The organism is Actinacidiphila sp. bgisy145, assembly GCF_057708125.1.
In genome coordinates this window covers 100059-126315 of the sequence record NZ_JBYIRL010000009.1, presented here as the reverse complement: position 1 = coordinate 126315, position 26257 = coordinate 100059, and the positions used below count along the sequence as shown (strand labels likewise).

Annotated in this window: 22 protein-coding genes and 1 pseudogene; 15 read left to right on the top strand and 8 right to left on the bottom strand. The window is 72.8% G+C overall.

Annotated features, from left to right (window positions below):
* Positions 1–40: 40 nt before the first annotated feature.
* Positions 41–1660 (bottom strand): recombinase family protein, encoded by a 1620-nt coding sequence (locus tag AC3ERT_RS10655; protein WP_435173750.1) that lies wholly within the window; start codon positions 1658–1660, stop codon positions 41–43.
* Between the two features lie 39 nt (positions 1661–1699).
* Here AC3ERT_RS10655 and AC3ERT_RS10650 point away from each other — a divergent pair.
* Together AC3ERT_RS10650 and AC3ERT_RS10645 are read left to right on the top strand one after the other, a co-directional pair.
* A pseudogene (locus AC3ERT_RS10650) lies at positions 1700–2011 on the top strand (hypothetical protein); the annotation flags it as partial.
* Between the two features lie 113 nt (positions 2012–2124).
* Positions 2125–2859 carry a DUF7873 family protein gene (locus AC3ERT_RS10645; RefSeq protein WP_335975522.1) on the top strand — a complete coding sequence of 245 codons (735 nt, stop codon included), beginning with the start codon at positions 2125–2127 and terminating at the stop codon, positions 2857–2859.
* A 423-nt stretch (positions 2860–3282) separates the two neighbouring features.
* Here AC3ERT_RS10645 and AC3ERT_RS10640 read toward each other — a convergent pair whose 3' ends face one another.
* Complete coding sequence (locus AC3ERT_RS10640; protein WP_435173748.1) at positions 3283–4011, bottom strand: SDR family oxidoreductase; 729 nt, start codon at positions 4009–4011, stop codon at positions 3283–3285.
* A 209-nt stretch (positions 4012–4220) separates the two neighbouring features.
* On the opposite strand from AC3ERT_RS10640, the gene AC3ERT_RS10635 reads away from it, so the two are divergent.
* Both AC3ERT_RS10635 and AC3ERT_RS10630 read left to right on the top strand, forming a co-directional pair.
* The gene (locus AC3ERT_RS10635) at positions 4221–4700 is read left to right on the top strand and encodes an RrF2 family transcriptional regulator (RefSeq protein WP_435136166.1); all 480 of its coding nucleotides are present in this window, start codon (positions 4221–4223) and stop codon (positions 4698–4700) included.
* Positions 4701–4770: 70 nt separating this feature from the next.
* Positions 4771–5946, top strand: coding sequence for a methyltransferase (locus tag AC3ERT_RS10630; protein ID WP_435173746.1), 1176 nt, complete (start codon positions 4771–4773; stop codon positions 5944–5946).
* A 149-nt stretch (positions 5947–6095) separates the two neighbouring features.
* Here the strand turns inward: AC3ERT_RS10630 and AC3ERT_RS10625 are convergent, their stop codons facing one another.
* A complete protein-coding gene (locus tag AC3ERT_RS10625; RefSeq protein ID WP_335975530.1) occupies positions 6096–8315 on the bottom strand; it encodes an NADP-dependent isocitrate dehydrogenase in 2220 nt (739 codons plus the stop codon).
* Between the two features lie 148 nt (positions 8316–8463).
* Positions 8464–8910, bottom strand: a complete 447-nt coding sequence (locus AC3ERT_RS10620; RefSeq protein WP_435136044.1) for an anthrone oxygenase family protein — start codon at positions 8908–8910, stop codon at positions 8464–8466.
* Positions 8911–9002: 92 nt separating this feature from the next.
* On the opposite strand from AC3ERT_RS10620, the gene AC3ERT_RS10615 reads away from it, so the two are divergent.
* From AC3ERT_RS10615 to argH, 7 genes are all read left to right on the top strand, one after another.
* A complete protein-coding gene (locus tag AC3ERT_RS10615) occupies positions 9003–9578 on the top strand; it encodes a TetR/AcrR family transcriptional regulator (protein WP_435136042.1) in 576 nt (191 codons plus the stop codon).
* A 93-nt stretch (positions 9579–9671) separates the two neighbouring features.
* Positions 9672–10700, top strand: a complete 1029-nt coding sequence (argC, locus tag AC3ERT_RS10610; RefSeq protein WP_435173744.1) for an N-acetyl-gamma-glutamyl-phosphate reductase — start codon at positions 9672–9674, stop codon at positions 10698–10700.
* Entirely contained in the window at positions 10697–11851 is a 1155-nt protein-coding gene (gene argJ / locus AC3ERT_RS10605; protein WP_435136038.1) for a bifunctional glutamate N-acetyltransferase/amino-acid acetyltransferase ArgJ, read from the top strand. Before argC ends, argJ begins: the two co-directional genes overlap by 4 nt.
* On the top strand, positions 11848–12849 hold the full coding sequence (gene argB / locus AC3ERT_RS10600) for an acetylglutamate kinase (RefSeq protein ID WP_335975547.1): 1002 nt from the start codon (positions 11848–11850) through the stop codon (positions 12847–12849). The genes argJ and argB overlap by 4 nt, the downstream gene beginning before the upstream one ends.
* 38 nt (positions 12850–12887) lie before the next feature.
* Positions 12888–14051, top strand: coding sequence for an acetylornithine transaminase (locus AC3ERT_RS10595; protein WP_435173827.1), 1164 nt, complete (start codon positions 12888–12890; stop codon positions 14049–14051).
* 16 nt (positions 14052–14067) lie between these two features.
* On the top strand, positions 14068–14601 hold the full coding sequence (locus tag AC3ERT_RS10590) for an arginine repressor (protein ID WP_335975549.1): 534 nt from the start codon (positions 14068–14070) through the stop codon (positions 14599–14601).
* Positions 14602–14747: 146 nt separating this feature from the next.
* Positions 14748–16214 carry an argininosuccinate lyase gene (argH, locus tag AC3ERT_RS10585; RefSeq protein WP_335975554.1) on the top strand — a complete coding sequence of 489 codons (1467 nt, stop codon included), beginning with the start codon at positions 14748–14750 and terminating at the stop codon, positions 16212–16214.
* A gap of 70 nt (positions 16215–16284) precedes the next feature.
* On the opposite strand, the gene AC3ERT_RS10580 is transcribed toward argH, so the two are convergent.
* Positions 16285–16953, bottom strand: a complete 669-nt coding sequence (locus AC3ERT_RS10580) for a lysophospholipid acyltransferase family protein (RefSeq protein WP_435173743.1) — start codon at positions 16951–16953, stop codon at positions 16285–16287.
* 534 nt (positions 16954–17487) lie between these two features.
* On the opposite strand from AC3ERT_RS10580, the gene AC3ERT_RS10575 reads away from it, so the two are divergent.
* Positions 17488–18009: a GNAT family N-acetyltransferase gene (locus AC3ERT_RS10575; protein WP_335975565.1), complete on the top strand. Its 522-nt coding sequence runs from the start codon at positions 17488–17490 to the stop codon at positions 18007–18009.
* Between the two features lie 64 nt (positions 18010–18073).
* On the opposite strand, the gene AC3ERT_RS10570 is transcribed toward AC3ERT_RS10575, so the two are convergent.
* The 3 genes from AC3ERT_RS10570 to AC3ERT_RS10560 all read right to left on the bottom strand — a co-directional run bounded on the left by AC3ERT_RS10570 (position 18074) and on the right by AC3ERT_RS10560 (position 19821).
* Positions 18074–18571: a hypothetical protein gene (locus AC3ERT_RS10570; RefSeq protein ID WP_335975570.1), complete on the bottom strand. Its 498-nt coding sequence runs from the start codon at positions 18569–18571 to the stop codon at positions 18074–18076.
* Positions 18564–18932, bottom strand: a complete 369-nt coding sequence (locus tag AC3ERT_RS10565) for a hypothetical protein (protein ID WP_435128244.1) — start codon at positions 18930–18932, stop codon at positions 18564–18566. Before AC3ERT_RS10565 ends, AC3ERT_RS10570 begins: the two co-directional genes overlap by 8 nt.
* 82 nt (positions 18933–19014) lie before the next feature.
* Entirely contained in the window at positions 19015–19821 is an 807-nt protein-coding gene (locus tag AC3ERT_RS10560; RefSeq protein WP_335975579.1) for a class I SAM-dependent methyltransferase, read from the bottom strand.
* Between the two features lie 210 nt (positions 19822–20031).
* On the opposite strand from AC3ERT_RS10560, the gene AC3ERT_RS10555 reads away from it, so the two are divergent.
* The 3 genes from AC3ERT_RS10555 to cobT all read left to right on the top strand — a co-directional run bounded on the left by AC3ERT_RS10555 (position 20032) and on the right by cobT (position 26143).
* Positions 20032–20682: a GNAT family N-acetyltransferase gene (locus tag AC3ERT_RS10555; protein WP_335975585.1), complete on the top strand. Its 651-nt coding sequence runs from the start codon at positions 20032–20034 to the stop codon at positions 20680–20682.
* A gap of 103 nt (positions 20683–20785) precedes the next feature.
* Positions 20786–22012: a precorrin-6y C5,15-methyltransferase (decarboxylating) subunit CbiE gene (gene cbiE, locus AC3ERT_RS10550; RefSeq protein ID WP_435173741.1), complete on the top strand. Its 1227-nt coding sequence runs from the start codon at positions 20786–20788 to the stop codon at positions 22010–22012.
* Between the two features lie 351 nt (positions 22013–22363).
* Positions 22364–26143, top strand: a complete 3780-nt coding sequence (gene cobT / locus AC3ERT_RS10545; RefSeq protein ID WP_435173739.1) for a nicotinate-nucleotide--dimethylbenzimidazole phosphoribosyltransferase — start codon at positions 22364–22366, stop codon at positions 26141–26143.
* Positions 26144–26257 lie beyond the last annotated feature (114 nt).

The following is a 26257-nucleotide window of genomic DNA, read 5'->3' as shown; positions in this document are numbered from 1 at the left end:
AACGCCCCTGGTGCCTCGCCAGGGGCGTTGTTATGCCTCTTCAGAAGCCAGCCTGGCTGAACTGATCCTCCCGGATCGCCAGACGTTCCTTCACGTCTTCAGGGATGAGGAGTTCGCCGACCGTTTCGACCGTGCCTCGCCCATTCGGGCCCGATGTCATCTCTCGGCGGATAGAGAACTTGATGCCTGCGCGCAACAGATCCTTGGTCATCTCCTCCATCCCACCGGCCTCCCACTGCTCCCGGTAGGTCCTGCCTCCGTGAGTCAGAATCCAACGATCCTTGGTGCTCTCCGGATCGATGGCGGCCATCTCCTTCATCAGCGAGGCGAACGTCTTCTCCGCTGTCTCCTGAACGAATCCACCCACGGCGAACTTGCCACCTGGCGCGAGACCTTGCATGTAGTGCTCGATGCCGGCCTCTACCTCGCGCAGTCGCTTGCGCATCTCCTCGCCGCGGGCGTACTCGCGGTACTCCACAGGGTGATCTCCGAGTTCTTCCAGAACCGTTTCGACCAGGGAACCGTATATCTGGTCGGGGTTCTCTCCGGCGCTCTTGCAGGTCCGGCAGCGGAGGTAGAAATACGTCTTCCCTTCCGTCCGGTTGGTGCGCTTGGTGTAGTTGCCTCCGCACCTATGGCAGATGATGACGCCGAGGAACTGTGTGGAGCCCTTCGTCCACGGCCGTGAGTTGACACGTCGGGCCGCAAGCCGGTCCAATACCTTCTGCACTCGATCCCATTCCTCCGATGGCGATATCGGAGGCGCAACCTTGATTGTTTTTCCGTCGGTGCCCCAGACGATCTGAGACCGCTTGTTCTTGGCGGGGTTCTTGCTCATCTCCGTGCGCACGCCGGTGAGCGCCGGGTTGCGGAGGATGATCCGCAGAGAGGTGCCGTGCCAGTCGCCGCCGCTCGGGCCAGGTACCTGGGCCCGGTTGAGTACGTTGCATAGGCGGTAAATAGATGGCGGCCTCTCGCGGAGCAATGCGTTGATGACGTAGCGCAGCACTCGGAACCGCTGCGGGTGAAGGACCAGCACGTTCTTCCCGTCTTGGCCCCGCTCTGACATGTAGCCGTACACCGGGGCTCCGACCAGCCACTTTTCCTGAGTTTTGGCGTACTGCCAGAGAGACGAGACTCGGAGCCCTGTGTTCGCTGCCTCGATCTCCGCCATACCGGCGATCAGGGAGACGATCGTCTTGCCGATCTGACTGGACAGATCGATCGGGTCGTGGAGGGACTTGAGGTTCTTCTCAAGTTTGGTGCACCACTCGATCATCACTTGCAGGTCAAGGATGCGGCGGACGAACCGGTCCAGCTTCCAGAAGTAGAGGACATCGAACTCCGGTGCGCGGTTGTTCAGCCACTCGCCCAGGTCTTTCCGTTTCCACGGTGGGATCTTGGTTGCCGATACGTTCAGGTCCCGCGCTACTCCAACGACCCGTGCCCGGTCGTTGTTCGCCTGCCGCCAAAGATCAAGTTCCTGGCGTATGGGGGAGGTGGTGTCATCCGTGAGGACGGACAGGCGTACGGAGAGCAACGCCCTGGAAGCGCCCTCCGGAAGAGCTTCGTTGATCCTCTTCAGCTCTTCGAGCTCCGCCAACTCGGCCGCGGACCAGGTGACGCCGATGATCGGGGGCGTCGTCAGTTCGGTAGACATGACAAGAGACTAGCGCCTTGTGCCAACGAATAGACCTCGCCGCAGGTCTACTGGAACATCGGCTTCGCGGCCGCCGACTACGCGGTGCTGGTGCCGTGGTGGTCCGATGTCGTGGCCGGCACCCGCGCCAGGCTCTACGTGGGGGAGGCCCTGTACAAGGCCGGCGCCGCGGGCCAGCCGGCGGCCTGGCAGGACCCGGCCGAGCTCTCCCGCCACCTCGCCTTCGACGCCGGCTACCCGCAGGTGCGCGGCAACATCTACTTCTCCGCGACGCAGGTGGGCGCCGACCCGCTGGGCGCGATGAGCGAGGTGGTCGCCGAGCACTACCCGACGAGGGTGCGCACGCCGTGAGGTGACGGGCAGTCAATTTTCCTCTGTCCGCGGCCGGTTGTGAGCACCTCGCGGCCCGGCCGCGGGCGGATAAACGTTCGTGTGCCGATCGCCCGCGCTGCTACGTTCTCCGCGTGGCGAAACTCAATCAGATCATCGCAGTCGAGAAGGGCGCCAAGTCCAAGGCCCACCACGAGCTGGCGTCCGCCCAGCGCGACCTGCTCAAGCCCGCGCTGCTGTCCGGCATCGCCCGGACCTACCAGCCCAAGGACGAGGAGGGCGAGCAACTGCCGCCGGAGTCCACCCGGGTGCAGGTCCAGGCCGAGCAGGTGCTGCGGTCCGCGACGACCGCGCTGAGCCGGCTCTTCGACGTGACCGCCACCAAGGACTGGGCGAACTGCGAGGCGCGCGCCGACATCACGGTGGACGGCCGCGAGCTGGTCCGCGACGTGCCGGTGACCTACCTGCTCTTCCTGGAGAAGCAGCTCGTGGAGCTGGGGCAGTTCATCCGGAAGCTGCCGGTGCTCGACGCCGCCGAGGCGTGGAACCTCGACGCCTCCACCGATGCCTGGAAGACCGAGCCGGTGCGCACCATCCGCACCCGCAAGGTGCCGCGCAACCACGTGAAGGCCGAGGCGACCGAGCAGCACCCGGCGCAGGTCGAGGTCTACTACGAGGACATCGCGGTCGGGTACTGGACGACGGTGAAGTTCTCCGGCGCGCTGCCGGCCCGCCGGGTCAACGAGCTGCTGGAGCGGGTGGACAAGCTCCACCAGGCCGTGCAGTTCGCCCGTGAGGAGGCCAACGGCGCCGAGGTCGCCGACCGGCGGGTCGGGGACGCCGTCTTCGGCTACCTGCTCGGGGCCTGACCCCACAAGTTCCCTCCGCCGCGTGCGGAGGGGCTTCCCCGCCCGAGTGCGGGGGAGTGCGCGGGAGCGCAAAGCTGAAACTGAAGCTCGTCGTGAGGCGGCGGCCGCGCACAGCGGCGCCGCGGCCAGACTCAGACTCTCGCTCCAGACTCAGCACGGGCCGCCGATCGCCGGCCCGCCGCTTCGGGCCAAGGGATCGCGAAATGCCGGTTCGACTCCGGCCCGCCGCTCTCGTGCGGCGGTAGTGAAAAGGCATCACGCGCGAGGTGACGCTCACCCGGGCGGTGACAGGGGCCGGCGGCAGCACAGGGCGGCACCAGCGGGGCCCGGGGCCAGGACAAGGCCCCGGGCCCCACCTTCGTGGCCGCCCTCGCCTTCGTGGCTGCCCGCCCGCGGGCGGTTTCAGGCGAGCCAGTCGGTGTATCAGGAGAGCCAGTCGGTGTAGCGGGTCGGCGCGAGCCGCGCGTTCCGGTCGGTGAGCACGTCGCCCTTGACCGCGCCGAACATGCCCGCGGCCGGGTCGGTGACGACCGTGCGCGCGTCCGCGCGGTGCCGCAGGGTGAGCCGGCCCAGCTCGTCCAGCGCGAAGACCTCCGGTCCGGCGACGTCGAGGACGCCGCCCAGCGGGGCGCCCGCGGCCACCTCGGCCACCGCGGCGGCCACGTCCGCGGCGGCGATGGGCTGGATGGGCGTGGCCGGCAGCCGTACGGTGTCGCCGTCGGTGGTCCAGGACAGGATCGCGTCGACGAACTCCATGAACTGGGTGGCCCGCACGATCGAGTACGGCACGGGCCCGGCCTTGAGGATGTCCTCCTGGAGCACCTTGGCCCGGTAGTAGTCCAGTTCCGGCACCTGGTCGACCCCGACGATCGAGAGGACCACGAAGTGCCGGACGCCGTTGCGTCCGGCGGCGGCGACGAGGTTGTCCATCGAGGTCCGGAAGAAGCCGGCGGACGCCTCGTCGAAGGTCGGGGAGTTCGTCAGGTTGACGACGGTGCCGGCGCCGGCCAGGGCCTCGTCCAGTCCTTTGCCGCTGATGACGTCCGTGCCGGTGGACTGCGAGTGCGGGGTCGCGTCGTGCCCGGCGGCCTTGAGCCTTGTGACGACCTGGGAGCCGATCAGCCCGGTGCCGCCGATGACCGCGATCTTCATGACATGCCTTCCGTCGGGTGCCGTTCCGTCCGTGCCGAGGCGTACGTGCCCGGCGGGCCAGGTGCCGCGTGAACTCGGACACTTCCTGTCCGAGACTATACGCGGATGGGACTTGTCCGAGTCAAGATGGGGGGCGGGCGTGGCGCGGACGTGGTGCGTCCCGAACCGAGTGGGCCCGCGAGCGGGCTGGTTAGAGTGATCAGGTGAAGATGTCCGGCGGAGTCGAGTGGGCCCTGCACTGCTGCGTGGTGCTCACGTCAGTGGAGGAACCGGTGCCGGCGACCCGGCTGGCCGAACTGCACGACGTCTCGGCGAGCTATCTGGCCAAGCAGTTGCAGGCGCTGTCCCGCGCCGGCCTGGTGCGGTCGGTCCAGGGCAAGGCGGGCGGCTACGTCCTCACCCGCGAACCGGCCTCGATCACCGTGCTCGACGTGGTCGAGGCGGTCGACGGCCCCGAGCGCGCCTTCGTCTGCACGGAGATCCGGCAGCGCGGCCCGCTGGCCACCCCGCCCGAGTCCTGCACCGTGCCCTGCGCCATCTCCCGCGCGATGTCCGCGGCGGACACGGCCTGGCGGGAGTCCCTGCGCGGCGTCTCGATCGCCGACCTCGTCGCGGGCATGAACGCCGACTACGGGCCGGGCGCGCTGCCGGTCTTCGGCGCCTGGCTCACCGGCTCGCCCCCCGCCTGACGCCCCCGCGCGAGGGAGCCCGCGGCCGCGGCCGGAGCGGGGCCCGTACCGGCGATACGCTGGGCGCACGATGCACCGATTCAGCTCGCCGTGGGGCGACCTCGACCTGACCCGCTACCCGGCCGAGCCGCGCGAGCAGCTGCGGGCCTGGGACGCCGCCGACGCGTACGCGCTCCAGCACCTCGCCGACACCGGGAGAGCGGCCGAAGGCGGCCGCACCGTCGTCGTCGGGGACCGCTGGGGCGCCCTCACCACCGCGCTCGCCGCGGGCGGCACCACCCGCCCCACCCTGGTCACGGACTCCTACCTCGGCCGCCAGGCCGCGGAGGCGAACCTGCGGCGCGCCATCCCCGGGGCCCCGGCAGGCGCACCCGCAAGCGCCCCGGCCGAACTGCGCACCACCCGCGACGCACCGCCCGCGCGGATCGACCTGCTGATCATCCGGGTGCCCAAGAGCCTCGCCCTGCTGGAGGACCAGCTGCACCGGCTCGCGCCCGCCGTCCACCCCGGCACCACCGTGCTCGGCACCGGCATGGTCAGCGAGATCCACACCTCCACGCTCCGCCTCTTCGAGCGGATCATCGGCCCCACCACCACCTCGCTCGCGGTGCGCAAGGCCCGGCTGGTCTTCTGCACGCCCGAGCCCGGCCTCGCCCGCGGCGCCAACCCCTGGCCGCTGCGCTACGCCCTGCCCGACGGCATCGGCCCGATGTCCGGGCGCACCGTCGTCAACCACGCCGGGGTGTTCTGCGCCGACCGGCTCGACCTCGGCACCCGCCTGCTGCTGGCGCACCTGCCGGACCGCACCGGCCCGGACCGGGTGGTGGACCTCGGCTGCGGCAACGGCGTCCTCGGTACGGCGGCCGCCCTCGCCAACCCCGACGCCGAGGTGCTCTTCACCGACGAGTCCTACCAGGCCGTCGCCTCCGCCGAGGAGACCTTCCACGCCAACGCCGCGCCCGGCAGCAAGGCCCGCTTCGCCGTCGGGGACGCCCTCACCGCGGTGCCGCCCGGCAGCGCCGACCTGGTGCTGCTCAACCCGCCCTTCCACTCCCACCGCGCCACCACCGACGCCGCCGCCCGCCGCATGTTCACCACGGCGCACGCGGCGCTGGCCGCGGGCGGCGAGCTGCGGGTCGTCGCCAACCGCCACCTCGCCTACCTGCCGCGGCTGCGCCGCCTGTTCGGCAACGGCGAGGTGGCCGCGGCGAACCCGAAGTACGTGGTGCTGCGCAGCACCAGGTAGCTGCGCTCCGGGGCACGCACGCACCCGCTCCCGGCACGAAGCGCTCCCTGGCGGACGCCTTCACAGCGGGGAGGCCGCACAGCGGGGGCCCACACGGCGGGACCCGCACGGCGGGGCGCCCTCGTACAGGAGGGCGCCCCGTCCGCCGATCAACCCAGCGACGCCACCGCGGCGTTGAAGATCGCCGACGGCCGCATGACCGCCGTCGCCTTCGCCGGGTCGGGCTGGTAGTACCCGCCGATGTCCGCCGGCGAGCCCTGGACGGCGATCAGTTCGGCGACGATCGCCTCCTCCTGCTCCGCGAGGGTCTTCGCCAGCGGAGCGAACGCCTCCGCGAGCTGCGTGTCGTCGGACTGCGCGGCCAGCTCCTGCGCCCAGTACAGCGCCAGGTAGAAGTGGCTGCCGCGGTTGTCGATCCCGCCGACCCGCCGGGACGGCGACTTGTCCTCGTTGAGGAACGTGCCGGTGGCGCGGTCGAGGGTGTCGGCCAGGATCTGCGCCCGCGTGTTCCCGGTGGTCTGCGCGAGGTGCTCGAAGCTCACCGCGAGCGCCAGGAACTCGCCGAGGCTGTCCCAGCGCAGGTAGTCCTCCTTGACCAGCTGCTGCACGTGCTTGGGCGCGGAGCCGCCGGCGCCGGTCTCGAACAGCCCGCCGCCGTTGATCAGCGGCACCACCGACAGCATCTTGGCGCTGGTGCCCAGCTCCAGGATCGGGAAGAGGTCGGTCAGGTAGTCGCGCAGCACGTTGCCGGTGACGGAGATGGTGTTCTCGCCGCGGCGGATGCGCTCCAGGGACAGCTTCGTCGCCTCGACCGGGGAGAGCACCCGGATGTCCAGGCCCTCGGTGTCGTGCTCCGGCAGGTACGCCTCGACCTTGGCGATCAGCGCCGCGTCGTGGGCGCGCTCGGCGTCCAGCCAGAAGACAGCCGGGTCGCCGGTGGCGCGGGCGCGGGTGACGGCGAGCTTGACCCAGTCGCGGATCGGCAGGTCCTTGGTCTGGCACATCCGGAAGATGTCGCCGGCCGAGACGGCCTGCTCCAGCACGACCGCACCGCTGCCGTCGACCACCCGGACGGTGCCGGTGGCGGCGATCTCGAAGGTCTTGTCGTGGCTGCCGTACTCCTCGGCCTTCTGGGCCATCAGGCCGACGTTCGGCACCGAGCCCATGGTGGCCGGGTCGAAGGCGCCGTGCGCCCGGCAGTCGTCGAGCACGACCTGGTAGACGCCCGCGTAGCTGCTGTCGGGCAGCACCGCCAGGGTGTCGGCCTCCTTGCCGTCCGGACCCCACATGTGGCCGGAGGTGCGGATCATCGCGGGCATCGAGGCGTCCACGATGACGTCGCTGGGCACGTGCAGGTTGGTGATGCCGCGGTCGGAGTCGACCATCGCCAGCGCCGGGCCCGCGGCCAGCTCCGCGGCGAAGGACGCCTTGATCGCCTCGCCCTCCGGCAGCTTCTCCGCGCCGGCCAGGATCGCGCCGAGGCCGTCGTTCGGCGTCAGGCCGGCGGCGGCGAACACCGCGCCGTACTCCGCGAAGGTGTTCGGGAAGAACGCGCGCACCGCGTGGCCGAAGATGATCGGGTCGGAGACCTTCATCATGGTCGCCTTCAGGTGCACCGAGAACAGCACGCCCTCGGCCTTGGCCCGGGCGACCTGCGCGGTGAGGAACTCGCGCAGCGCGCCGACCCGCAGCACCGACGCGTCCACGACCTCGCCGGCCAGCACCGGCACCGACTCGCGCAGCACGCTGGTGCTGCCGTCGTCGCCGTGCAGCTCGATGCGCAGGCTGCCGTCGGCGGCGATGACCGCGGACTTCTCGGTGGAGCGGAAGTCGTCGGCGCCCATCGTGGCCACGTTCGTCTTCGAGTCCGCCGACCAGGCGCCCATGCGGTGCGGGTGGGCCTTGGCGTAGTTCTTCACCGCGGCGGCCGCGCGGCGGTCGGAGTTGCCCTCGCGCAGCACCGGGTTGACCGCGCTGCCCTTGACCTTGTCGTACCGGGCGCGGATGTCGCGCTCCTCGTCGGTCTTCGGGTCGTCCGGGTAGTCCGGCAGTGCGTAGCCCTGCTCGCGCAGCTCGGCGACGGCCGCCTTGAGCTGCGGGATCGACGCGGAGATGTTCGGCAGCTTGATGATGTTCGCCTCGGGCCGCTGCGCCAGCTCACCCAGCTCGGCCAGCGCGTCGTCGATCCGCTGGCCCTCCTCCAGGTACTCCGGGAAGCCGGCGATGATCCGGCCCGCCAGCGAGATGTCCCGGCTCTCGACCGTGACCCCGGCGGTCGAGGCGTACGCCTGGATCACGGGCAGGAACGAGTACGTGGCCAGGGCCGGGGCCTCGTCGGTGTGCGTGTAGATGATGGTCGAGTCAGCCACCGCTTGCTCTCCGTCCAGTCTCCAACATTGCTTGATATCAAGATATCCCGTCGCCGTCCTCTCCTCGAACAAGCCCCCGGATTCCTGTGGACAACCGGACACCGCCCGGCCCCGGCCCCGTCCGTCCCGCCCTGCCCCGGCCCCTGCCTCAGACCAGAGCGGCGGCCAGCGCCGCGAAGGCCGCGACGATCACGGCGACGCGGACGTAGTGGAAGCGGTCCCAGCGGTCCATCTGCTCCCGCCAGTCCGCGGGCCGATTCTCGGGGGTCCACGCCTTGGTGCGGTTGTTGATCGGGACGAGCAGCAGCAGCGACATGACCACGCTGGTGACCAGCAGCGCGCCGGCGGTGACGACGAGCCCGGCCCCCTGGTGGTGCCGGCCCGCCGCCGCCCAGAGCGCGACGAGGACGAGTGAGCCGATGTACCAGAACGGCATCACCGCGCCGAGCATCCGGCCCCCGTGGGCGCGGCCGAGTTGGTAGCTGTCGACGGGCAGCGCGCCGAGGATCGGGTTGACGACGAAGGCGACCGAGAACTCCACCCCCACCATCACGCCGACGACCACGGTGGTGACGACCTCGAGTGCGTTGAGCATGGGTGACCCCTTCTGGAATCTAGCGTTGCTAGGACTAGGGCCAACGCTAGACCTGCTGCCGCTCGGTTGTCTAGCGGTGCTAGGATCGACTCATGTCGGTACAGGAACGCAAGGAGCGCGAGCGGGCGGACCGCGAGCGGCTGATCGTGGCGACGGCCCGCGAGATCGCCGAGCGGCAGGGCTGGGACGCGGTCACCACCCGCCGGCTCGCCGAGCGGATCGAGTACAGCCAGCCCGTCCTCTACAGCCACTTCCGGGGCAAGCGCGAGATCATCGGCGCCGTGGCCGTCGAAGGGGCCGCCGAGCTGGCCGCCGCGCTGCGCTCCGCGGTCTCGGCCGTGCCCGGGCCGCGCGACCGGGTCGCGGCACTCGCCCGGGCCTACCTCGACTTCGCGGCGCGCAACCCGGCGGTCTACGACGCGCTGTTCCGGCTCGACGGCGGTCTGGCGTTCGCGCGCGAGGACACCCCGGCGTCGCTCAAGGACGCCTTCGCCGCCCTGCTCGAAACCCTCGGCCCGGTCGCCGGGGACGCCGACCCCGGACTGTTCACCGAGCTGTTCTGGGCGGCCCTGCACGGCCTGGCCACCCTCACCCGCGAGGGGCGCCTGCCTGCGACCGAGGCCGACCGCCGCGTCGGCCTGCTGGTGGCCCGCCTCGCCGCCGGCTGACCCCGCCCCGGGGTGCGCCCGCGGGTGACCCCCGTTCGGCTCATTGCATAAAAGTGCACCCGCCCGTATAGTCATGCCGTCGAAGGAGGAGCCATGACGGTACGGGTGGCGGTGGCCGGGGCCAGCGGATACGCCGGCGGAGAGGTGCTCAGACTGCTCGTCGGGCACCCCGAGGTCGAGATCGGGGCGCTGACCGGCAACAGCAACGCCGGGCAGCGGCTGGGCGCGCTCCAGCCGCACCTGGTGCCGCTGGCCGACCGGGTGCTCGCGGAGACCTCCGCGCAGGTGCTCGCCGGCCACGACGTGGTCTTCCTCGCGCTGCCGCACGGCCAGTCCGCGGCGGTCGCCGAGCAGCTGGGCGAGGATGTGCTCGTGATCGACATGGGCGCCGACTTCCGGCTCCGGGACGCCGCCGACTGGGAGCGGTTCTACGGGTCGGAGCACGCGGGCAGCTGGCCGTACGGGCTGCCCGAACTGCCGGGTGGCCGCGCCGCGCTGGAGGGGTCCAAGCGCGTCGCGGTGCCCGGCTGCTATCCGACGGCCGTCTCGCTCGCCCTCTTCCCGGCCTACGTGGCCGGCCTGGTGGCGCCCGAGGCGGTGGTCGTCGCCGCGTCCGGCACGTCCGGCGCGGGCAAGGCGCCCAAGCCGCACCTGCTCGGCTCCGAGGTGATGGGGTCCATGACGCCCTACGGCGTCGGCGGCGGCCACCGGCACACCCCCGAGATGATCCAGAACCTCAGCGCGGTCGCCGGGCAGCGGGTGAGCGTGTCCTTCACGCCCACCCTCGCGCCCATGCCCCGCGGCATCCTCGCGACCTGCTCCGCGGCGGCGCTCCCGGGCGTCGGCGCGGCCGACGTGCGCGCCGCGTACGAGAAGGCGTACGCCGACGAGCCGTTCGTCCACCTGCTGCCCGAGGGCCAGTGGCCGGCGACCGCCTCGGTCTACGGCTCCAACGCCGCACACGTCCAGGTCGCCCACGACCCGGACGCCGGGCGCGTCATCGCGATCAGCGCGATCGACAACCTCGCGAAGGGCACCGCGGGCGGCGCCGTACAGAGCATGAACATCGCCCTCGGGCTCCCGGAGGCGACGGGACTTTCCATGATCGGAGTGGCGCCTTGAGCGTGACGGCAGCTAAGGGGTTCACGGCGGCGGGGGTTGCCGCCGGGATCAAGGAGAACGGCAACCCGGACCTGGCCCTGGTGGTCAACGCCGGGCCGCGCCGGGCCGCCGCGGGCGTCTTCACGTCGAACCGGGTGAAGGCCGCACCGGTGCTGTGGTCGGAGCAGGTGCTCAAGGGCGGCGAGGTGACCGCCGTGGTGCTCAACTCCGGCGGCGCCAACGCCTGCACCGGCCCCAAGGGCTTCCAGGACACGCACGCGACCGCCGAGCGGGTCGCGGAGGTGCTGGGCCACAGCGCGGGCGAGGTCGCGGTCGCCTCGACCGGCCTGATCGGCTTGCGGCTGCCGATGGACAAGCTGCTGGCGGGCATCGGCACGGCCGCCGCCGCGCTGTCCGAGCACGGCGGCGAGAAGGCCGCCATCGCCATCAAGACCACCGACAGCGTGCACAAGACCGCCGTGGCCACCGGCCCGTCCGGCTTCACCGTCGGCGGCATGGCCAAGGGCGCGGGCATGCTCGCCCCGGGCCTGGCCACCATGCTCGTGGTCCTCACCACCGACGCCGACGCCGACCCGGGCACCTTGGACAAGGCGCTGCGGGACGCCACCCGGCTGACCTTCGACCGGATCGACTCCGACGGCTGCATGTCCACCAACGACACGGTGCTGCTGCTCGCCTCGGGCGCCTCCGGCGTCACCCCGGAGTACGAGGAGCTCGCCGAGACCGTCCGCGCGGTCTGCGCCGACCTCGCCCGGCAGCTCATCGGCGACGCCGAGGGCGCGAGCAAGGACATCCGGATCGAGGTGGTGCACGCCGCGACCGAGGACGACGCCGTCGAGGTGGGCCGCTCCATCGCCCGCAACAACCTCCTGAAGTGCGCCGTGCACGGCGAGGACCCCAACTGGGGCCGGGTGCTGTCCGCGATCGGCACCACCTCCGCCGCCTTCGACCCCGACGCGCTCGACGTGGCGATCAACGGCGTGTGGGTCTGCCGGGCCGGCTCGGTCGGCGAGGACCGCGACCTGGTCGACATGCGCTTCCGCGAGGTCGTCATCACCGCCGACCTCGGCGCCGGCGACGCGTCCGCCGTGATCTGGACCAACGACCTCACCGCCGACTACGTCCACGAGAACAGCGCGTACAGCTCATGACCACCACCGACCCCCGCCCCGGGGGAACCCCGCGCAAGCACACCGCGCTGCCCAAGGCGCAGGTCCTGATCGAGGCGCTGCCCTGGCTGACCCGGCACCACGGCCGGACCGTGGTGGTGAAGTTCGGCGGCAACGCCATGGTCGACGACGCGCTGAAGGCCGCGTTCGCGCAGGACGTGGTGTTCCTGCGGCACGCCGGGCTCAAGCCGGTCGTCGTGCACGGCGGCGGCCCGCAGATCAGCGCCCAGCTCGACCGGCACGGCCTGGTCAGTGAGTTCAAGGCGGGCCTGCGGGTCACCACGCCCGAGGCGATGGACGTGGTCCGGATGGTGCTCGCCGGCCAGGTGCAGCGCGAACTGGTCGGCCTGCTCAACCGGCACGGCCCGCTCGCGGTCGGCCTGACCGGCGAGGACGCCCACACCATCAGCGCCGTCAAGCACCGCCCGACGATCGACGGCGAGACGGTGGACATCGGCCGGGTCGGCGAGATCACCGCGATCGACACCGGCGCCATCGAGGCGCTGCTCGCCGACGGCCGTATCCCGGTGGTCTCCTCGATCGCCCGCTCCGCCGACGACGGCCACATCTACAACGTCAACGCCGACACCGCCGCCGCCGCGCTGGCCGCGGCCCTCGGCGCCGAGACGCTGATGGTGCTCACCGACGTCGAGGGCCTGTACGAGGACTGGCCGCACAGCGACGACGTGATCAGCCGGCTGACCGCCAGCGAGCTGGAGATGCTGCTGCCGGACCTGTCCAGCGGGATGGTGCCCAAGATGGAGGGCTGCCTGCACGCCGTACGCCACGGGGTGAGCACCGCCCGCGTCATCGACGGCCGGGTGCCGCACTCGATCCTGCTGGAGATCTTCACCGACGAGGGCATCGGCACGATGGTCGTGCCCGACCCGGACCCGGCGCAGGACCCGGCGCCGCCCGGCGCCCTTGTCGCCGACCACACGACGACCGCGGACCCGTCCGCAGAAGGGGGAGCACGGTGACCGCCAACGAGGAGCTGGCCCAGCGCTGGCAGGGCGCGATGATGAACAGCTACGGCGTCCCCCGGCTGCCGCTGGCCCGCGGCGAGGGCGCCCGCTTCTGGGACGCCGAGGGCAACGAGTACCTCGACTTCGTCGGCGGCATCGCCACCAACGCCCTGGGCACCGCCCACCCGGCCGTCGTCGAGGCCGTCACCCGGCAGATCGGCTCGCTCGGCCACATCTCCAACCTCTTCCTGGCCGAGCCGACCGTCGCACTGGCCGAGCGGCTGATCGAGCTGGCCGGCCGCCCGGGCCGGGTCTTCTTCGCCAACTCCGGCGCCGAGGCCAACGAGGCGGCCTTCAAGATCGGCCGGCTCACCGGCCGCACCCATGTCGTCGCCGCCCAGGGCGCCTTCCACGGCCGCACCATGGGCTCCCTGGCGCTCACCGGCCAGCCCGCCAAGCGCGCCGCGTTCGAGCCGCTGCCCGGCGACGTCACCCACGTCCCGTACGGCGACGAGGCCGCGCTGCGCGCCGCGGTCACCACCGACACCGCGATGGTGATCCTCGAACCGATCCTCGGCGAGTACGGCGTCGTGGTGCCCCCGGCCGGTTATCTGCGGGCGGCCCGGGAGATCACCGCGGCCACCGGCACCCTCCTGGTCCTCGACGAGGTGCAGACCGGCGTCGGCCGGACCGGCCACTGGTTCGAGTGCCAGGCACAGGGCGTCGAGCCCGACGTGATGACCCTGGCCAAGGGCCTGGGCGGCGGCCTGCCGCTCGGTGCGGCGATCGCGTTCGGCGAGGCCGCGGAGCTGATCACCCCCGGCAGTCACGGCACCACCTTCGGCGGCAACCCGGTCGCCTGCGCCGCCGCGCTGGCCGTCCTGGACACCATCGCGGCCGAGGACCTGCTCGACAACGTCAAGCGGCAGGGCGAGAAACTGCGGCAGGGCGTGGCCGCGCTGAACCACCCGCTCGTCGATCACGTGCGCGGTTCCGGGCTGTTGATCGGTATCGTGCTCACCGAGCCGCTGGCCGCCAAGGTCGAGCGCGCGGCGCAGCAGGCCGGGCTCCTGGTGAACGCGGCCGTCCCCGGGGTGGTGCGCCTCGCCCCGCCGCTGGTCGTGGGCGACGCGGAGACCGACGCGTTCCTCCGGGTGCTGCCCGGTGTGCTCGATGAGGTGCACCAGGCCGCTCAGGCGGGCCGATCAGGAGAATGACGGAGATCCGTACACGATGACCGAGCAGCATGCGCATGGCGCGGGACAGGCCGTCCCGCAGACCCGTACCGCCCGCCACCGCAGGATCGTCGACCTGCTGGGGCGGCAGCCGGTGCGCTCCCAGAGCCAACTGGCGAAGCTGCTCGCCGACGACGGGCTGAGCGTCACCCAGGCGACGCTCAGCCGGGACCTCGACGAACTCGGCGCGGTCAAGATCCGTACGAACGACGGGGAGTTGATCTACGCGGTGCCCTCGGAAGGGGGGTTCCGCACGCCGCAGGCGCCGCTGGGGGAGTCGGTCAAGGAGGAGCGGATGCGGCGGCTCGCCGCGGAGCTGCTGATCTCCGCGGAGGCTTCGGCGAACCTCGTGGTGGTGCGGACGCCGCCGGGGGCGGCGCAGTTCCTCGCGTCGGCGATGGACCAGGCCGAGGTGTACGACATCCTCGGGACGATCGCCGGGGATGACACGGTGGTGCTGATCTCGCGGGACCCCTCCGGGGGGCAGAAGCTGGCGGATCACTTGCTGAGGCTTGCGCAGGGGGAGGCGTAGCGCCGTCGTGGTTGCGGTTTCGTAGCCGGCTGCCGCCCGGTGGCCGGTTGCTCGCGCAGTTCCTCGCGCCCCTTGGTATGTGCGGCTCTCACCTTTGACGAGCTGGGGCTTTGGTGAATCATGCGGGGGAGTGCATAATTATGCTCATGAGTGCTGAGAAGAACGCGGCCGGCGGCCAGGATCTGAAGCTGTGGGGCGGGCGGTTCGCCGACGGGCCGTCCGCCGCGTTGGAGAAGCTGTCGGCGTCCGTGCACTTCGACTTCCGGCTCGCGCCGTACGACATCGCGGGGTCTCGCGCGCACGCGCGGGTGCTGTACCGGGCCGAGCTGCTGACCGCGGACGAGCTGGACCGGATGATCGCCGGGCTGGACGCGCTGGAGGCGGACGTGGCCGCGGGCACGTTCCGCGGGACGATCGCCGACGAGGACGTGCACACCGCGCTGGAGCGGGGCCTGCTGGAGCGGGTCGGCCCGGATCTCGGCGGGAAGCTGCGGGCCGGGAGGTCGCGGAACGACCAGGTCGCCACGCTCTTCCGGATGTACCTGCGCGACCACGCCCGGATCATCGGCGGTCTGGTCGCCGACCTCCAGGACGCGCTGGTCGGCCTCGCGGAGGCGCACCCGGACGCGGCGATGCCCGGCCGCACCCACCTCCAGCACGCGCAGCCGGTGCTCTTCGCCCACCACGTGCTCGCCCACGCGCAGGCGCTGTCCCGGGACGCGGAGCGGCTGCGGCAGTGGGACGAGCGCACCGCGGTCTCGCCGTACGGCTCGGGCGCGCTCGCCGGCTCCTCGCTCGGCCTGGACCCGGAGGCGGTCGCCCGCGACCTCGGCTTCGAGCACGGCAGCGCCGGCAACTCCATCGACGGCACCGCCTCGCGGGACTTCGTCGCGGAGTTCGCGTTCATCACCGCGATGATCGGGATCAACGTCTCCCGGATCGCCGAGGAGATCATCATCTGGAACACGAAGGAGTTCTCCTTCGTCACCCTGCACGACGCCTTCTCCACCGGCTCCTCGATCATGCCGCAGAAGAAGAACCCGGACATCGCCGAGCTGGCCCGGGGCAAGTCCGGCCGGCTGATCGGCAACCTCACCGGGCTGATGGCCACCCTCAAGGCGCTGCCGCTGGCCTACAACCGGGACCTCCAGGAGGACAAGGAGCCGGTCTTCGACTCCTGCGACCAACTGGAGGTGCTGCTCCCGGCGTTCACCGGCATGATGGCCACCCTCACGGTGCACGAGGAGCGGATGGCGGCGCTGGCCCCGGCCGGTTTCTCGCTGGCCACCGACATCGCCGAGTGGCTGGTCCGGCAGGGCGTGCCGTTCCGGGTCGCGCACGAGGTGGCCGGGGAGTGCGTCAAGGTGTGCGAGGCCGAGGGCATCGAGCTCGACCAGCTCACCGACGAGCAGTTCGCGAAGATCTCCCCGCACCTGGCCCCGCAGGTGCGTGAGGTGCTCAACGTGCCCGGCGCCCTCGCCGCACGCAACGGCCGCGGCGGCACCGCGCCGTCGGCCGTCGCCGTCCAACTCGCCGAGGTCAAGGCGGACCTCGCCACCCAGCACGCCTGGGCGACGGCCAAACAGAGCGCCGCTGCCGGGCCCTCCGCGTAAGCCGGGCCGCCGCACGAACGGCTGGGGGCGGGCACGAAGACTGCCCGCCCCCAGCCGTTTCAGCCTGTTCCTACGCCGCCTTCGCCTTGGTCGCGTAGATGTCGACGTACTCCTGGCCGCCGAGGTGCATCACCTCGGACATCACCTCGTCGGTGACGGCGCGCAGCACGTAGCGGTCGCGGTCCATGCCGTCGTAGCGGGAGAAGTCCAGCGGGGTGCCGAAGCGGACCTTCACCGGGGCGATGCGGGGCATCCCGGTGCCGCCGGGCTGCACCTTGTCGGTGCCGATCATCGCGAACGGGACCACGGGGGCGCCGGTCATCAGCGCCAGCCGGGCGATGCCGGTGCGGCCGCGGTAGAGCCGGCCGTCGGGGGAGCGGGTGCCCTCGGGGTAGATCCCGAAGATCTTGCCCTCCTCCAGTACCCGGCGCCCGGTCATCAGCGCCGCCACCCCGCCGTGGCCGCCGTCGCGGTCCACCGGGATCATGCCGCAGGTGGTGAAGAACCAGGCCATCAGGCGGCCCTTGAGCCCCTTGCCGGTGACGTACTCGTCCTTGCCGATGAAGTAGACCTGCCGGTCCACCACCAGCGACAGGAACAGGGAGTCGATGAAGGTGACGTGGTTGCCCGCCAGGATCACCGCGCCCTCGGACGGGATGTGCTCCACGCCCTCCACGACCGGGCGGTACAGCACACGCATCAGCACCAGCAGGATCGCCTTCAGCACGCTGCGGGACATGCGGGACAACGGACCCCTCCGGGCTCGTACGGACGTCAACCTGCGGACCGACCCTACCGGCCCGTAGGCCCCCGACGATACTTGCGCGGCCCCCGCCCGCGCACGCCGGGTTCACGCACCGGGGAACAGACGTCCGCGCAGGCCGCACCGGGTGCCGGGGACGGCGCCGCCGCACGGCCGACCGGCCCCGCGCGGCAGGGGAGTTGGGAATATCACAGGCCGGTGCCGCCCAGGTCGCCCGCACGGGGCGCGAACTCGCCCGTTCCGGTCGTGAATCGGAGGGTTGAATCCCCGGTGGGACGGGGTAATGCACGGTAAACAGCCGACGTCCGGACGTGCTCGCGGCACGTCTCGGCGGCGCTGTGCCGGAGACCGCGGCAGCGGTACCCGACCGGTTCGTCTGTGCGATCATCGGCGCCAGCGGAGGCGACATCGAGCGCACATTCGTATCAACTCCGCACAGGCACACGTTCCGGGCGTGCACCACACCCTCAATCCCGCCCGGACGGATTTCGAAGGGGAGGCCCGCGCGACATGGGCATGAGCGTGACCATCTCTACGGCGAACAGCGGCGACGCCGAGAAGATCCTGAAACTCCAGTACCTGTGCTATCAGGGCGAAGCAGAGCTGTACGGCGACTACACGATCGAGCCGCTCACCCAGACCCTCGAGGAACTGCGCGCCGAACTCGCCGGGAGCACCGTCCTCGTGGCGCGGCTCGGCGAGGAGGTCGTCGGTTCCGTCCGCGGCGCCGTCGACGACGACGGCACCGCCCGTATCGGCAAGCTGATCGTCCACCCGCGCCTGCAACGGCACGGGCTCGGCGGGCGCCTGCTCGCCGCACTCGAAGACCGCCTCGCCGCCGAAGCCGAGGCCAAGCGCTACCGCCTCTTCACCGGGCACCGCAGCCAGGTCCAGCAGCGGATGTACCGCAAGCTCGGTTACGAGCAGGTGGGCGCCGCGGAGCCGGTCAACCGCCGGCTCAGCCTGGTGCACATGGAGAAGTCCGCGGCCCGCCCGCCGGCCCCCGCCGGGAGCTACGCGGCCACGGCCTGACCCGTACCGCGCGACGGCCCGCGAACCGTCCGGTTCGCGGGCCATCGCGCTGCGGTCCCCCGGATCACTCGCCGTCGCCCGCGTCGGTCGGCGCCGCCTCCGCGTCCTGCCGGGCGGAGCGGCGCAGCCACAGCAGACCGGCGACCGGCAGCACCACCGGCAGGAAGACGTAGCCGACGCCGAAGTCCGACCACACCGTCGCGTCGGGGAAGGCCGAGGAGTCGACGACGGTCAGGATGCCGACCGTGACCACGCCGACCAGCTCCGCCGAGCAGGAGGCCAGCGCCACCCGGCGGGCCGCGTCACCGCCCCGCCACAGCGCGACGGTGATCACCGCGTAGACGATCCCGGCGACGCCGGACAGGACGTACGCCAGCGGCGCCTCGTGGTACTTCGTGCTGAGCTGCACGATCGAACGGGACAGCGCGGCCACCGTGAAGACCGCGTAGACCGACAGCAGCAGCCGGCCCGGGCCCGTGCCGATCCTCGCCCTGGCCGCCGCCGGATGGGGTGACGTCACGTCGCTGCCGCCTTCCACTGTGGTGCTCCCGCTCTCAGCCATGTCCCGCTCCCCAGATCTGGTCCAACCGCAGCTCCAGCACCGCCAGCACCACCCCGCCGGCGGCCACGATCGCCGAGCCCCAACGGGTGCGCTCCGCGAGCGACATGAACGCCGCCGCCGGCACCACGCACACCGCGCCGGCCAGGTACGGCACGAACACCGCCAGGCCGTGCGCCGGCCGGTCGCCCCGGGTGAGCTGGACCACCGCGACCACGAGCTGCACCAGCACCGCGAGGGTGACCACCGCCATCCCGGCGAAGTGCCAGTCCTTCGTCGCCGAGTCGCGGTACGCGGCCCACCCGCACCACGCCGCGAGCAGCAGCGCCAGCACCGCGACCGTCCAGATGACCCCATCGAGCATGCGACGACTGTATTACGGGCGCGAGGTCCCCCCGACCGCCGGGCCACCGCACCGCACCGCCCTTGCCGCGCGGTCGTGCCGCTCAGCCGTGCCGCACCCAGTACACGTCCGTGGTGTACGGCATCTCGATCGCCCCGCTGCCCCGCGTCGCGTCATGCGAGCCGAGCACCTCCTCCAGCTCCGCCCGCACCCGCTCCTGCCGGTCCGGACCGAGCACGGCTATGTGGCTGGAGGACATCATCCGGTCCACCACGTCGGCGACCGTCGTCGAGTGCGGGTTCGGCCAGTGCCGCTCCTCGATCACCCCCCAGCCCGCCCGCGCGGCGAACGTCTCCCGCCAGGCGCGGGCCAGCTCGCCCGGCGCGTGCGGCCCGGGGCCCGCGGCCAGCGGCGGACTGGGCAGGTCGCTCGGCGCCAGCCGGAAGTAGATGTCCTGGTAGTCCCGCACCCACGGCACCGACGTGTCGTAGGTGTTCCACACCAGCACCAGCGCGCCGCCCGGCCGCAGCAGCCGCTCCACCTCCGCCAGCGCCCGGTCCGCCTCGAACCAGTGCCAGGACTGCGCCGCCACCACCGCGTCCGCGCAGCCCCCGCGCAGCCCGGTGTCCTCCGCGGTCCCCGCCGACACCGCCACCCCCGGCAGCAGCTCCGCCAGCCGCTCACGCATCTCCGCGACCGGCTCCACCGCGAGCACCTCGGCCCCGGTCAGCGCCAGCAGCCTGGTGAACTTGCCGGTGCCGGCCCCCAGGTCGACCACCGTACGGCCCCGCTCCAGCGGCAGCGCGTCCGCGAGGTCCGCGAGCGCCGCGAGCGGATAGGAGGGCCGGGAGCGCTCATAGACCCCCGCGGCCCGCTGATAGCCGACTCCTGCTGCGTGGTGCACTCTCACGCGGGCTGACGGTAGCAGGATCGGATGACGTTCACGGATACCCCGACCGAACGGCGAGACACCCCTTCTACCCGCCCATCCCCCCTACCCTGGAAGCCAGTTCACCCCCGGCCCGCCGCGCCGGGCCCGCCGCGCGGACCCTGCCCGGCGCCCGCCGGGCGTGATGCTGCATGCTGTGCCATCCACCCATGCCCTGGTTACGGAGCACGAATGACCTCCACCTTTCCGGACATCTCACTCAGTACGGACCGGCTGGTGCTGCGCCCGTACGACGAGGACGACATCCCCGCACTCGTGGAGATGATGAACGACGAGCTGATCGCGGCGTGGACGAACGTGCCCCAGCCCTACACCGCGGCCGACGCCCTGGAGTTCGTCACCCGGAGCGCCCCCGCCGAACGCGTGCAGGGCCGCGGACTCGTGCTCGCCGTCACCGAGATGCTCACCCAGCGCCTGGTCGGCACCGTCACCCTCCAGAACACCGACTGGCGCATCCGCGGCACCGAGGCCGGCTACCTCACCGCCAGCTGGGCCCGCGGCGAGGGCTACGCCTGCGAGTCCGTCCTCACCATGTGCCGCTGGCTCTTCCGCGACCAGGGCTTCGAACGCGTCGAGCTGCGCACCGCGGCCGACAACACCGCCTCCCAGCAGGTCGCGCAGAAGATCGGGTGCGTCAGCGAAGGAGTGCTGCGCAGCGCCGGGATCGTCCGGGCCCGCCCCGACGCCGACCCGGCCGGGGCGTGGGACGAGGTCCGCACCGACCTGCTCGTGTGGAGCCTGCTGCGGGAGGACCTGGAGGAGCCCGGCACCCCGGGCGACGAGGTCCGCCCCGACGAGCTGAGCTACGCCGACTGGCGCTGAACACCCCGCGGTTCCCACCGCGGAAGAACGGACCGCCCCGGGCGGTCAGGGCCCGGGTTAGAGTTTTCCGGGGACCCTCATGACGGCTTGGAGGCGGGTGGCGATGGCCGACAGGGTCACCGTGATCGGATGGGACGGCACTCCGCTGCCCGGGGCCGCCCGGGCAGCGCTCGACGCGGCCACCCTCGTGGCCGGCACCCGCCACCACCTCGCGCTGTCGGACGTCCCCAAGGGCGCCGAGCAGATCGTGCTGGGCAGCATCGACATCGCGGCACGGCGGATCGCCGGACACCGCGGCACCGCGGTGGTCCTCGCCGACGGCGACCCCGGCTTCTTCGGGGTGGTGCGTGCGCTGCGGGCCCCCGAACTCGGCCTGGAGGTCGAGGTCGTACCGGCCGTGTCGGCGGTCGCCCGGGCCTTCGCCAGGGCGGGCATGCCCTGGGACGACGCCCGCGTGGTGGTCGCCACCACCCGCACCCTGCGCCGGGCGGTCAACGTCTGCCGCGCCAACACCAAGGTCGCCGTGCTCACCGCGCCGGGCGCCGGACCCGCCGAACTCGCCCTGCTGCTCACCGGAGTCCACCGCACCTTTGTGATCTGCGAGGAGTTGGGCACCGAGCGGGAAGAGGTGACGGTCCTCACCTCCGACAAGGTCGCCGACCACATATGGCGCGACCCGAACGTGGTGCTGGTCGTCGGCGGGCTCGGCTCCCGCGGCCAGGGCATCGCCGCGCTCGGCGCCCCCGTCACCCACTCCGGCGGCAGCTGGATCGCCGGGCGCGACCCGGGCTTCCCCGGCGACACGCGCGGCTGGGCGCTGCCCGCGGCGGAGTACGGCGGCCGGCTCCCGGCGCAGCTGCGGGCCTTCCAACTCGCCCGGCTCGGCCCCCGGTCCGGGGACCTGGTCTGGGACATCGGCGCCGCCGACGGGTCCGTCGCGGTGGAGGCGGCCGGTTTTGGCGCCGCGGTCATCGCGGTGGACCAGGACGCCGACGCGTGCGACTGGATCACCGCGACGGCGCGCCGCGTGGGCGTCCAAATCCAGGTGGTCCAGGGCACTGCGCCGGCCGCGCTGGACGACCTGCCCGAGCCGGACGTCGTCCGGCTCGGCACCGCGGACCCGGCGGTGGCCGCCGCCTGCGCGGCCCGGCGGCCGGCCCGGATCGTCGCCGCCGCAGGCAACCGGGACGAGGCCGAGGCGATCACCCGGGCGCTGACCGACGGCGGTTACGACGTCGAGCGCTCCGTGCTCCAGACGGTCGAACTGGACAGCGACTGGGCCGAGCGTGAGCGAGCGGTGAACTTCGCGCTGTGTGGCTCCCGGCGCTGACCGCGGGCCCCGCCGCGGTGATCGCCCGACTCCCCTGACAAGGCCCCGCCGTTGCCTTCCCCGGAAGGCCAACGGGACGGGTGCGCTGCACGTTTCCGCTGGTGGCAGCGGTACTTTGCAGGTCGGTGTGAGATACGTCCCGCCGTGCGGACCAAGGGCCTGAACGCGGTCGGACCCGGGGTAGGCTGACCGACTGTTGTGCCGTCATCACACGTTGACGGGTCACCCGGCGCTCCGGGGGGCCGGGTCCGACGTGCCGCATGCCGGACCCGCTCGTTAGACGTCGTAGGGGGTCGGGTCATGCAGGGCGCAGCGGCTGGAAGGAGCGAAACCGATGGGCGAGGGGCACGCATGACGGACACCGGTCAGATCCCCGGCGAGGGGCTGCCGGAGAACGCTGGCGCGGACACAGGCGCCGAAGCGCTTCTCCCGCCGCACACGGCCTTCCCCGGCAACGGCGCGCCGCAGCAGGCCGATTGGGCCGCCGCACCCGCGGGCGAGCAGCCCGCGCCCGGATACGCCTACCTCGACCACCCGGCGCCGCCCGGTGAGGGGCTCGACGACGAGGACGACGTGCTGCTGATGCCCGGGACGCAGGGCTCCTGGAGCGACCCGCAGCCGGTGCCGCCGCCCGCGCCCGCGCCGGTGCAGCAGCAGGTTCCGCAGGTCGCGCACGCCGTGCAGCAGCCGGTGTCCTTGCAGCAGCCCGCGGCGGACCGGCCGATCTCCGTGGAGGTGCCGCTCGAGGTGCCGTTGGAGACGGTGGCGCAGCCGGTGATCGGCCAGGGCGCGCAGGTGTTCGTCGCCCAGCAGCCGCAGCAACCCCAGCAGGACCCGACCCAACTCCAGCCCGGGCAGCCGCAGCCGCTGCCGGACCAGCCGGTGCAGGACCAGCCGGTGCAGGCGCCGCAGCCCGGCGCGGTGCCGGACGCGGCCGCGTACCCGGTCGCGCAGGCCGACGCCGCCGACACTGCGGCCGCGCCGCAGCCGCAGCCCGCCGCTCCCGGGTGGACGGCACCGGCCGAGCCGGCGCCCGCGCTCCAGCAGCCCGCCCCGCCCCGCCGCCCCCTGCACATGGGCCCGCCCGTGACCGACACCCCCAGCGGCGGCGTCTCCGTACGGTCCCTGGCCGACCGCGGCCCCGCGGTCACGGTGCCCGGCCCCGCGACGTCGGGACCGGAGTACCTCGACGTGCCGCGCGACGACCTGAACGCCATCCCGGCCCAGCAGACCGGCGAGCCCGACGCGGCCGCGGTCGTCACCCCGGGCAACCCGTGGCCCGCCGCGCCCGGCGGTGCCTCGCAGCAGTCGCTGATCCCGCACGCGGACAGCGTGCCGCGCCCGGCCGAGCAGGCCGCACCGGTGCCCCCGGCGGCAGCGCAGGCGCCCGAAGCAGCCGGCGCCGTGGAAGCGCCCGAGGTGCCGCAGGAGCAGGTTCAGCCGGTCCAGCAGGAGCAGGTTCAGCAGGTCCAGCCCGTCCAGCAGGAGCAGGTTCAGCAGGCCGAGGCGGCGCCGGCGGACGTGGCGCGGCCCGAGGTGCCGGTCGAGCCGGAGCCGGTGGCCGCCGCGCCCGCCCAGCCGCAGGCCGAGGCCGCACCGCAGGCCCAGCCCCCGGCCGCACCGCGGCCCGAGGGCCGACCCGACGCTCCGGCCGAGGTCCAGCCGCAGGTGAGCGAGCAGGTGCCACCCCAGGCGGCAGCGCCGGTCGCCCAGGCCGCGGCCGTACCGCCCGAGGCGGCGGCGCCCGCCCCCGCGCCGGCCCCCGCTCCCGTCCCCGCGGAGCAAGTGGCCGCGCCCGAACCGGTCGTGCCCCCGCAGGGCAGCGGTCCCGAGGCGTCCCAGGGCGCCGGGTTCACGGTGCTCCAGCCGCCGCAGGCACCGGCCCAGCCGGAGCCGGCCGAACCCGAGGCGGCCCCGGAGCAGGCGCCGGAGCAGGCGCCCGAGCCCGTCGTGGCGGCAGCGGCCGACGTCGCGCCCGAAGCCGTACCGGCCCCTGTACCGGCGGAAGTCGCGGAGGCCCCGGCCCCCGTCGAACCCCAGGCCGAGGCCGCCGCGCCGGAGCAGGCACCCGCCGAACCGGTCCCCGCCGCCCGCGGGCGCCGCGGCAAGCGCCGGGCCGCCCAGCCGGCCCAGCAGCCCGCGGCGCCCGAGCCCGAGACCGAGCCCGTTGCCGTAGCGGCGGCCGAGCCCGCGGCCGAGCAGCCCGTCGCCGAAGCGCCCGCGGACCAGCCCGCCGCAGCGCCGGACGAGGCAGCCGACGCGGCACCGTCGGAAGTGCCGGAAGACCAGGAAGACCAGGAAGCGGCACAGCAGGAGCAGGAGCAGGACGCCTCGGACCACGAGGAGCCCGAGCAGCAGGAGCAGCCGGCCGCCGCGCAGCCCGCGGCGGCGAGGAAGCCGGCCGCGGAACCCTACGAGCCGGCCGTGCGCGACGCCGTGCACCGGGTGATCCGCGAGCGGCGCGACATCCGCAACGGCTTCCGCCCCGACCCGATCCCGCACGACGTGCTGCTGCGGGTGCTGGAGGCGGCGCACACCGCGCCGAGCGTCGGCCACTCCCAGCCGTGGGACTTCGTGGTGATCCGCTCGCAGAAGACCCGCGAGAAGATGCACGAACTGGCGATGGCGCAGCGCGACGCGTACGCCAAGTCGCTGCCCAAGGCGCGGGCCCGGCAGTTCCGCGAGCTGAAGATCGAGGCGATCCTCGACACCCCGGTGAACATCGTGGTCACCGCGGACCCGACCCGGGGCGGCCGGCACACCCTCGGCCGGCACACCCAGCCGCAGATGGCGCCGTACTCCTCCGCGCTCGCCGTGGAGAACCTGTGGATCGCCGCCCGCGCGGAGGGGATCGGCGTCGGCTGGGTCAGCTTCTTCGACGAGCGCCAGATGGTCGCCGAACTCGGCCTGCCCGAGCACCTGGAGGTCGTCGCCTACCTGTGCGTCGGGTACGTCGACGAGTTCCCCGAGGACCCCGAGCTGATGCAGGCGGGCTGGTCGCAGCGCCGCCCGCTGTCCTGGGTCGTCCACGACGAGGAGTACGGCAACCGCGCGCTGCCCGGCGAGGAGCCGCACGACCTGCTGGAGGAGACCCTGCGGGGCATCCGCCCGCTGGACGCCAAGGCGCTCGGCGAGGCGTGGGAGCGGCAGAAGCGGATGACCAAGCCGGCCGGTGCGCTGGGCATGCTGGAGATCATCTCCGCGCAGCTCAGCGGGCTGTCCCGGCAGTGCCCGCCGCCGATCCCCGAGCCGGCCGCGGTCGCGGTGTTCGCCGGGGACCACGGCGTGCACGCCCAGGGCGTCACCGCCTGGCCGCAGGAGGTCACCGGCCAGATGGTGGCCAACATCCTCGGCGGCGGCGCGGTCTGCAACGCGTTCGCCAACCAGGTCGGCGCCGAGGTCTGCGTCATCGACGTCGGGGTGGCCGCCGAACTGCCCGCCACCCCGGGGCTGCTGCCGCGCAAGGTGCGCCCGGGCACCGCGGACTTCACCGCCGGGCCCGCCATGAGCCGCGAGGACGTCCTCAAGGCGATCGAGGTCGGCATCGAGACCGCGCGCGACCTGGTCTCCGCGGGCAACAAGGCGCTCCTCACCGGTGAGATGGGCATCGCCAACACGACGTCGTCCGCGGCGATCGTCGCCGTCTACACCGGCGCCGACCCCGCCGAGGTCACCGGCCGCGGCACCGGCATCAACGACGAGATGCACGCCCGCAAGATCGACGTCGTCCGGCGCGCGCTCGAACTCCACCGGCCCGAGCCCGACGACCCGATCGGCGTCCTCACCGCGATCGGCGGGCTCGAACACGCCGCGATGGTGGGGCTGATGCTCGGGGCCGCAGCGCTGCGCACCCCGGTCGTGCTCGACGGCGTCAGCGCCGGCGCCGCCGCCCTGGTCGCCCGCGCGATCGCCCCGGAGGTGCTGGCCGCCTGCATCGCCGGGCACCGCAGCGCCGAGCCCGGGCACGTCGCCGCGCTCACCACGCTCGGGCTGCGGCCGCTGGTCGACCTGGACCTGCGGCTCGGCGAGGGCACGGGGGCGCTGCTCGCGCTCCCGCTGGTGCAGAGCGCTGCGCGGGCCATGCACGAGGTCGCCACGTTCGACGCCGCGGGCGTCACGGAGAAGGGGTAGCCGGCAACCGGGCCCGCGCCGGGTCCGGTTGCGGCACACCGCAGTGAGCCGCGCCCCGGTACGGCAGCGAGGCGCCTTACCGCTCTGCCGTACCGGGGCGCGGCCGCCCGCGCC

What these genes read in the sequence shown, in the direction of transcription:
- AC3ERT_RS10655 (WP_435173750.1), bottom strand. Translation starts at nt 1,660, where the DNA reads ATGTCTACCGAACTGACGACGCCCCCGATCATCGGCGTCACCTGGTCC.
- AC3ERT_RS10640 (WP_435173748.1), bottom strand. Translation starts at nt 4,011, where the DNA reads ATGAAGATCGCGGTCATCGGCGGCACCGGGCTGATCGGCTCCCAGGTC.
- AC3ERT_RS10635 (WP_435136166.1), top strand. Translation starts at nt 4,221, where the DNA reads ATGTCCGGCGGAGTCGAGTGGGCCCTGCACTGCTGCGTGGTGCTCACG.
- AC3ERT_RS10630 (WP_435173746.1), top strand. Translation starts at nt 4,771, where the DNA reads ATGCACCGATTCAGCTCGCCGTGGGGCGACCTCGACCTGACCCGCTAC.
- AC3ERT_RS10620 (WP_435136044.1), bottom strand. Translation starts at nt 8,910, where the DNA reads ATGCTCAACGCACTCGAGGTCGTCACCACCGTGGTCGTCGGCGTGATG.
- AC3ERT_RS10615 (WP_435136042.1), top strand. Translation starts at nt 9,003, where the DNA reads ATGTCGGTACAGGAACGCAAGGAGCGCGAGCGGGCGGACCGCGAGCGG.
- argC (WP_435173744.1), top strand. Translation starts at nt 9,672, where the DNA reads ATGACGGTACGGGTGGCGGTGGCCGGGGCCAGCGGATACGCCGGCGGA.
- argB (WP_335975547.1), top strand. Translation starts at nt 11,848, where the DNA reads ATGACCACCACCGACCCCCGCCCCGGGGGAACCCCGCGCAAGCACACC.
- AC3ERT_RS10595 (WP_435173827.1), top strand. Translation starts at nt 12,888, where the DNA reads ATGATGAACAGCTACGGCGTCCCCCGGCTGCCGCTGGCCCGCGGCGAG.
- AC3ERT_RS10590 (WP_335975549.1), top strand. Translation starts at nt 14,068, where the DNA reads ATGACCGAGCAGCATGCGCATGGCGCGGGACAGGCCGTCCCGCAGACC.
- argH (WP_335975554.1), top strand. Translation starts at nt 14,748, where the DNA reads ATGAGTGCTGAGAAGAACGCGGCCGGCGGCCAGGATCTGAAGCTGTGG.
- AC3ERT_RS10580 (WP_435173743.1), bottom strand. Translation starts at nt 16,953, where the DNA reads ATGTCCCGCAGCGTGCTGAAGGCGATCCTGCTGGTGCTGATGCGTGTG.
- AC3ERT_RS10575 (WP_335975565.1), top strand. Translation starts at nt 17,488, where the DNA reads ATGGGCATGAGCGTGACCATCTCTACGGCGAACAGCGGCGACGCCGAG.
- AC3ERT_RS10570 (WP_335975570.1), bottom strand. Translation starts at nt 18,571, where the DNA reads ATGGCTGAGAGCGGGAGCACCACAGTGGAAGGCGGCAGCGACGTGACG.
- AC3ERT_RS10565 (WP_435128244.1), bottom strand. Translation starts at nt 18,932, where the DNA reads ATGCTCGATGGGGTCATCTGGACGGTCGCGGTGCTGGCGCTGCTGCTC.
- AC3ERT_RS10555 (WP_335975585.1), top strand. Translation starts at nt 20,032, where the DNA reads ATGACCTCCACCTTTCCGGACATCTCACTCAGTACGGACCGGCTGGTG.
- cbiE (WP_435173741.1), top strand. Translation starts at nt 20,786, where the DNA reads ATGGCCGACAGGGTCACCGTGATCGGATGGGACGGCACTCCGCTGCCC.
- cobT (WP_435173739.1), top strand. Translation starts at nt 22,364, where the DNA reads ATGACGGACACCGGTCAGATCCCCGGCGAGGGGCTGCCGGAGAACGCT.